Origin of the sequence: Amnimonas aquatica (genome assembly GCF_002943415.1) — a bacterium.
GTDB lineage: Bacteria > Pseudomonadota > Gammaproteobacteria > Pseudomonadales > Moraxellaceae > Perlucidibaca > Perlucidibaca aquatica_A.
In genome coordinates this window covers 1-4,600 of record NZ_PTQZ01000149.1, presented here as the reverse complement: position 1 = coordinate 4,600, position 4,600 = coordinate 1, and the positions used below count along the sequence as shown (strand labels likewise).

Genomic DNA, 4,600 nt, shown 5'->3' with positions numbered 1-4,600 from the left:
TAATCGGCTTTTTTCACGCCGTGGAAGCCCTTCGCGGGAACAAAGAAAAAGGGCCGCGAGGGCCCTTTTTCCTACAGCGCTTGCAACTGGTATCAGTTGTAGGCCTTCTCGCCGTGCGAGACCAGGTCCAGACCCTGCTGTTCTTCTTCCGGCGTGACACGCAGGCCACCCGACAGCAGACCGGCGATCTTGTAGGAGATGAAGGCAGCGATGGCGCTCCAGACGATGGTGATCAGCACACCCTTGATCTGCACCACGGCCTGGCTGGCGATGGTGACACCTTCGGCCAGGCCCACGCCGCCGAAGCTGGCATCGGCGAGGACACCGGTCAGGATGGCACCGACGATGCCGGCGACACCGTGCACACCGAAGACATCGAAGGAGTCATCGGCACCCAGGGCACGCTTCAGCGCAGTGACACCGAACAGGCCGGCAGCGCCGCCCGCCACACCGATCAGGATGGAACCCATCGGGCCGATGAAACCGGCGGCCGGGGTCACGGCGACGAGACCGGCGACAGCACCCGAGGCAGCACCCAGCAGCGAGGCCTTGCCCTTGATGATGGCTTCGATGCCGATCCAGGTCAGGACAGCAGCGCCCGTGGCGAAGATCGTGTTCACGAAGGCCAGACCGGCGATGCCGTTGGCGGCAGCGGCGGAGCCCGCGTTGAAGCCGAACCAGCCCACCCACAGCAGCGAAGCGCCGATCAGGGTGAAGGACAGGTTGTGCGGCTTGAACGGTTCCTTGCCGTAACCGGTACGCTTGCCGACCACGTAGGCGCCGACCAGAGCAGCCACACCGGCGTTGATGTGGATCACGGTGCCGCCGGCGAAGTCGAGCGCGCCGTCCTGGAACAGCAGACCGCCACCCCAGACCATGTGCGTGATCGGCAGGTAGCTGAGGGTGAACCACAGCACCGAGAAGATCAGCACGGCCTTGAACTTGATGCGCTCGGCGAAGCCGCCCACGATCAGGGCCACGGTGATGGCCGCGAAGGCGGACTGGAAGGCGACGAACACGTACTCGGGCAGCGTCATGGTGATCGAGTCAGGCGTGATGCCCTTCAGGAACACCTTGTCCAGCGCGCCGATGAACAGGCCGTCACCGGTGAACGCCAGGCTGTAGCCGTAGATGGCCCAGAGCAGCGTGATCAGCGAGAAGATCACGAACACCTGTGCCAGCACAGACAGCGCGTTCTTGGTGCGTGCCAGACCGCCGTAGAACAGCGCCAGGCCGGGAATGCTCATCAGGATGACGAGCAGGGTGGAGGTGAGCATCCAGGCGGTGTCGCCGGAGTCGATCTTGGCCTCTTCGGCGACGGCCTCTTCGACAGGGGCTTCGGCCGGAGCGGCGTCAACCGGTGCAGCCACTTCGGCAGCGACGGTTTCCTCGACGACGGCCGGAGCCGCCACTTCTTCAGCGTACGACGGTGCAACACCCATCAGGGACGAGCTCAAAGCCAGAGCTACGAGAAACTTTTTCACGGTCATTCTCCCATTCAGCGCACTGAGATGACGTTAGATGGCATCCACGCCGGACTCGCCGGTGCGGATACGGATGGCCTGCTCCAGCGCCGTGACGAAGATCTTGCCGTCACCGATCTTGCCGGTGTTGGCAGCCTTGCTGATGGCCTCGATGACCAGGTCGAGCTGTTCATCGCTGGTGGCGATGTCGATCTTGACCTTGGGCAGGAAGTCCACGACGTACTCGGCGCCGCGGTACAGCTCGGTGTGACCCTTCTGGCGGCCGAAGCCCTTCACTTCGGTGACCGTGATGCCCTGCACCCCGATCTCCGACAGCGCCTCGCGAACGTCATCGAGCTTGAACGGCTTGATGACTGCAGTAACCAGTTTCATGTTGGCATGCTCCTTCGGTGAAAGTTGGGCCGCCCCGGAGGGCGACCCGTTGGGGTGAGGATCAGAAGGCCTTGGACACCGTGGCGATGACCTTGCCGTCCTTGTCGGTGGCATCACCACCGAAGTCCTTGTCACTCAGGTCGGTGCCGATGTAAGCCACTTCGAAGGTCAGACCGGACACTTCCTTGCTCAGTGCGAGCTTGTAGTCGATGTAGTCTTCGGCACCGTAGGTGGCATTGTCTTCGATGGTCTGGTAGCCGACGTAAGCGGTCAGGCCCAGGCCGCCCACTTCGGTACCGTAGCTCACATAGGTGTAGGTAGCCTTGCCGCTGGCACCGAAGAAGTTCGGGCTGTAGGCCACGCCCAGCTTGGCACCGGCGTAAGCCACCGAGCCGTAGACTTCGGTGAAGGCGAGGTCGTCTTCCTTGCTGCCGGGGTAGCCGTACTGCAGCACGCCGACATCGAAGTCCAGGCCGCCGGCGCTGAACGCGTAGCCGACGGACGGATCCAGCTCGAGGCCGGAGTCTGCGAAGTTGATGCTGGAGCCCCAGAGCGCGGCGTACAGACCGGAGTCGTGGCTCAGCGTCAGGCCGCCCTGCACGGCCGGGCCGCTGGAGGTCTGCGAAATGCCGCGGTACTTGTAGTCACTGGTGAACGCCACCGAGCCAGCGGTGGTGATTTCGGCATGAGCGGCAGCGCCGGTGGCCAGCAGGGAGGCGGCAACAACAGCGCGGGACAGTTTGGACAGCTTCATGGTCACAACTCCAATCGTGTTGGGGATAGGTAACGCGATATCTGATCGCGGACTACGCCAGGCAGATTGCAGAAGGCATGCCAACTTTTTTCCGGGTCGGTCCCGGCGCCTCCGGAACAGCGGCCGGAGCCGATGCCGAAATTCGCCGGAGGCCCTGAATTTACTAGCCTTCCGCACCCCGGACAAAATGTTTCCGACATGTAACATGAAGCATGTCCCGGCCGGCCTGGTGCCCTGCCCAGCAGATACCGGATCACGCACCAGCATGGTGCAGCAGGACCGGAACACCCTCTGCGACCAAATCATTCGACCACATTTGCACCATTTTGGTGCGTCAGTGATCCGGCAAGCACGACAGGCCCCGGTTGTGGTTAGAATGGCCGCCAGACAGGAGAAGCACATGGCCATCGACCCCCTGATCAACCGGCTCGGGCAGCAGTTCGGCGAACTGCTGCCGGCCAACCTGCGCGGTGTGCGCAACGAGCTGGAAGACAACCTCAAGATCGTGCTGCGCGATGCGCTGGCACGCCTGGATCTGCTGACCCGCGACGAGTTCGATATCCAGCAGACGCTGCTCTCGCGCACGCGGGGCAAGGTCGAAGCACTGGAGCAGCAGGTGAAGGTCCTGGAAGCACAGCTCACGGCGCTGGAAGACAGCCTCCGCACACCCCGGTCCTGACTGGCGAAATCCGCACGCCGCAGCCATACCTGAACACGGGAGACCGGCTCAGGGAGGCGTGGCATGACGCTGGCATGGGTGGAAACCAGCTCCAGCCTGGGGCTGACCGCACCGGCGGTACGCGTGGAAGTGCATCTGTCACCGGGGCTGCCGGGCATCGCCATCGTCGGGCTGTCCGAAGGCGGCATGCGCGACTGCCGCGAGCGCGTGCGCTCTGCGCTGATCAGCAGCGGTTTCGAATTTCCGCAGCAACGCATCACCATCAATCTGGCGCCAGCCGACCTGCCCAAGGAAGGCGGGCGTTTCGACCTGCCGATCGCGCTCGGCATTCTCGCCGCCAGCCGGCAGCTGCCCGCCGATCGCCTGGAGGGCCTGAGCTGCCTGGGGGAGCTGGCGCTCTCCGGTGCCCTGCGCCCGGTCCAGGCAGTGCTTTCGGCCAGCCTCGCGGCGGGCCGGCGCGGGCATGCCCTGATCGTGCCCGCCGGCAACGCCGGCGAAGCCGTGCTGGCACGCGACACCCGCGTGCTGGGTGCGGACTGCCTGGCCGATGTGGTGCAGCACCTGCGCGGCACCCGCTGCCTGCCCGAGGCCGCCCCCGGGGCCGGCATGACACCGGACCATGCCGGCGGCCACACCGAGCTGGCCATGGTGCGCGGGCAGGCGCAGGCCCGGCGCGCACTGGAAATCGCGGCCGCCGGCGGACACTCGCTGCTGCTGTGCGGACCGCCCGGGGCCGGCAAGACGCTCATGGCCACCTGCCTGCCCGGCCTGCTGCCGCCCCTGTCCGCCGACGAGCAGCTGGAGGTCGCCGAGCTGCATTCGCTGGCCGGCAGCACGCGCGCACTGAGCAGCCACCCGCCCTGTCGCGCACCGCACCACAGCGCGACGCGCGCAGCCCTGATCGGTGGCGGCTGTGACTTCTCGAAATAAGTGCGAACTCACTGAAATAGATACGACAACAAGCTCTGCTCTGAGCCGTAATCCCAGGCCCTGTAGACTGGGGCCAAAACCGCCTGGGAGGACTACTAACTAGATGACCACCCACACAGCAAGTCTCGCCTCTCACAATCAGGCTAAAACCCGCCCACCCGAAGTCAGCCCATCGGATCACGCAACCCTCAGCTTGTCGCGCGGATCTGCCAAGCAACTGATTCAGGCTGTTCGAGCCGGCCTACGCGTAGATGACGTAAAAGACTTTGTCGACGCCATGCATATCTCCACGCATGAGCTCACCTGCGCCCTGAGGCTGCCACCCCGCATCCTATCTCGTCGCAGAGGCTCAATACTCACAGCCGAGGAAACTGCAAAAGT

General features: G+C 64.5%; 5 protein-coding genes. 2 read left to right on the top strand and 3 right to left on the bottom strand.

Features of this window, described 5'->3' with window-relative positions:
• Positions 1-92 precede the first annotated feature (92 nt).
• The 3 genes from amt to C5O18_RS10435 form a co-directional block, all read right to left on the bottom strand.
• Positions 93-1,484 carry an ammonium transporter gene (amt, locus tag C5O18_RS06720; protein ID WP_241146765.1) on the bottom strand — a complete coding sequence of 464 codons (1,392 nt, stop codon included), beginning with the start codon at positions 1,482-1,484 and terminating at the stop codon, positions 93-95.
• A gap of 33 nt (positions 1,485-1,517) precedes the next feature.
• Positions 1,518-1,856 (bottom strand): P-II family nitrogen regulator, encoded by a 339-nt coding sequence (gene glnK, locus C5O18_RS06715; RefSeq protein ID WP_105192609.1) that lies wholly within the window; start codon positions 1,854-1,856, stop codon positions 1,518-1,520.
• A 61-nt stretch (positions 1,857-1,917) separates the two neighbouring features.
• Entirely contained in the window at positions 1,918-2,610 is a 693-nt protein-coding gene (locus C5O18_RS10435) for a TorF family putative porin (RefSeq protein WP_158249290.1), read from the bottom strand.
• Between the two features lie 400 nt (positions 2,611-3,010).
• On the opposite strand from C5O18_RS10435, the gene C5O18_RS06705 reads away from it, so the two are divergent.
• Positions 3,011-3,289: an accessory factor UbiK family protein gene (locus C5O18_RS06705; RefSeq protein WP_105192607.1), complete on the top strand. Its 279-nt coding sequence runs from the start codon at positions 3,011-3,013 to the stop codon at positions 3,287-3,289.
• 63 nt (positions 3,290-3,352) lie between these two features.
• Positions 3,353-4,219 carry a magnesium chelatase domain-containing protein gene (locus C5O18_RS06700; protein ID WP_105192605.1) on the top strand — a complete coding sequence of 289 codons (867 nt, stop codon included), beginning with the start codon at positions 3,353-3,355 and terminating at the stop codon, positions 4,217-4,219.
• The last annotated feature ends 381 nt before the right edge of the window (positions 4,220-4,600 follow it).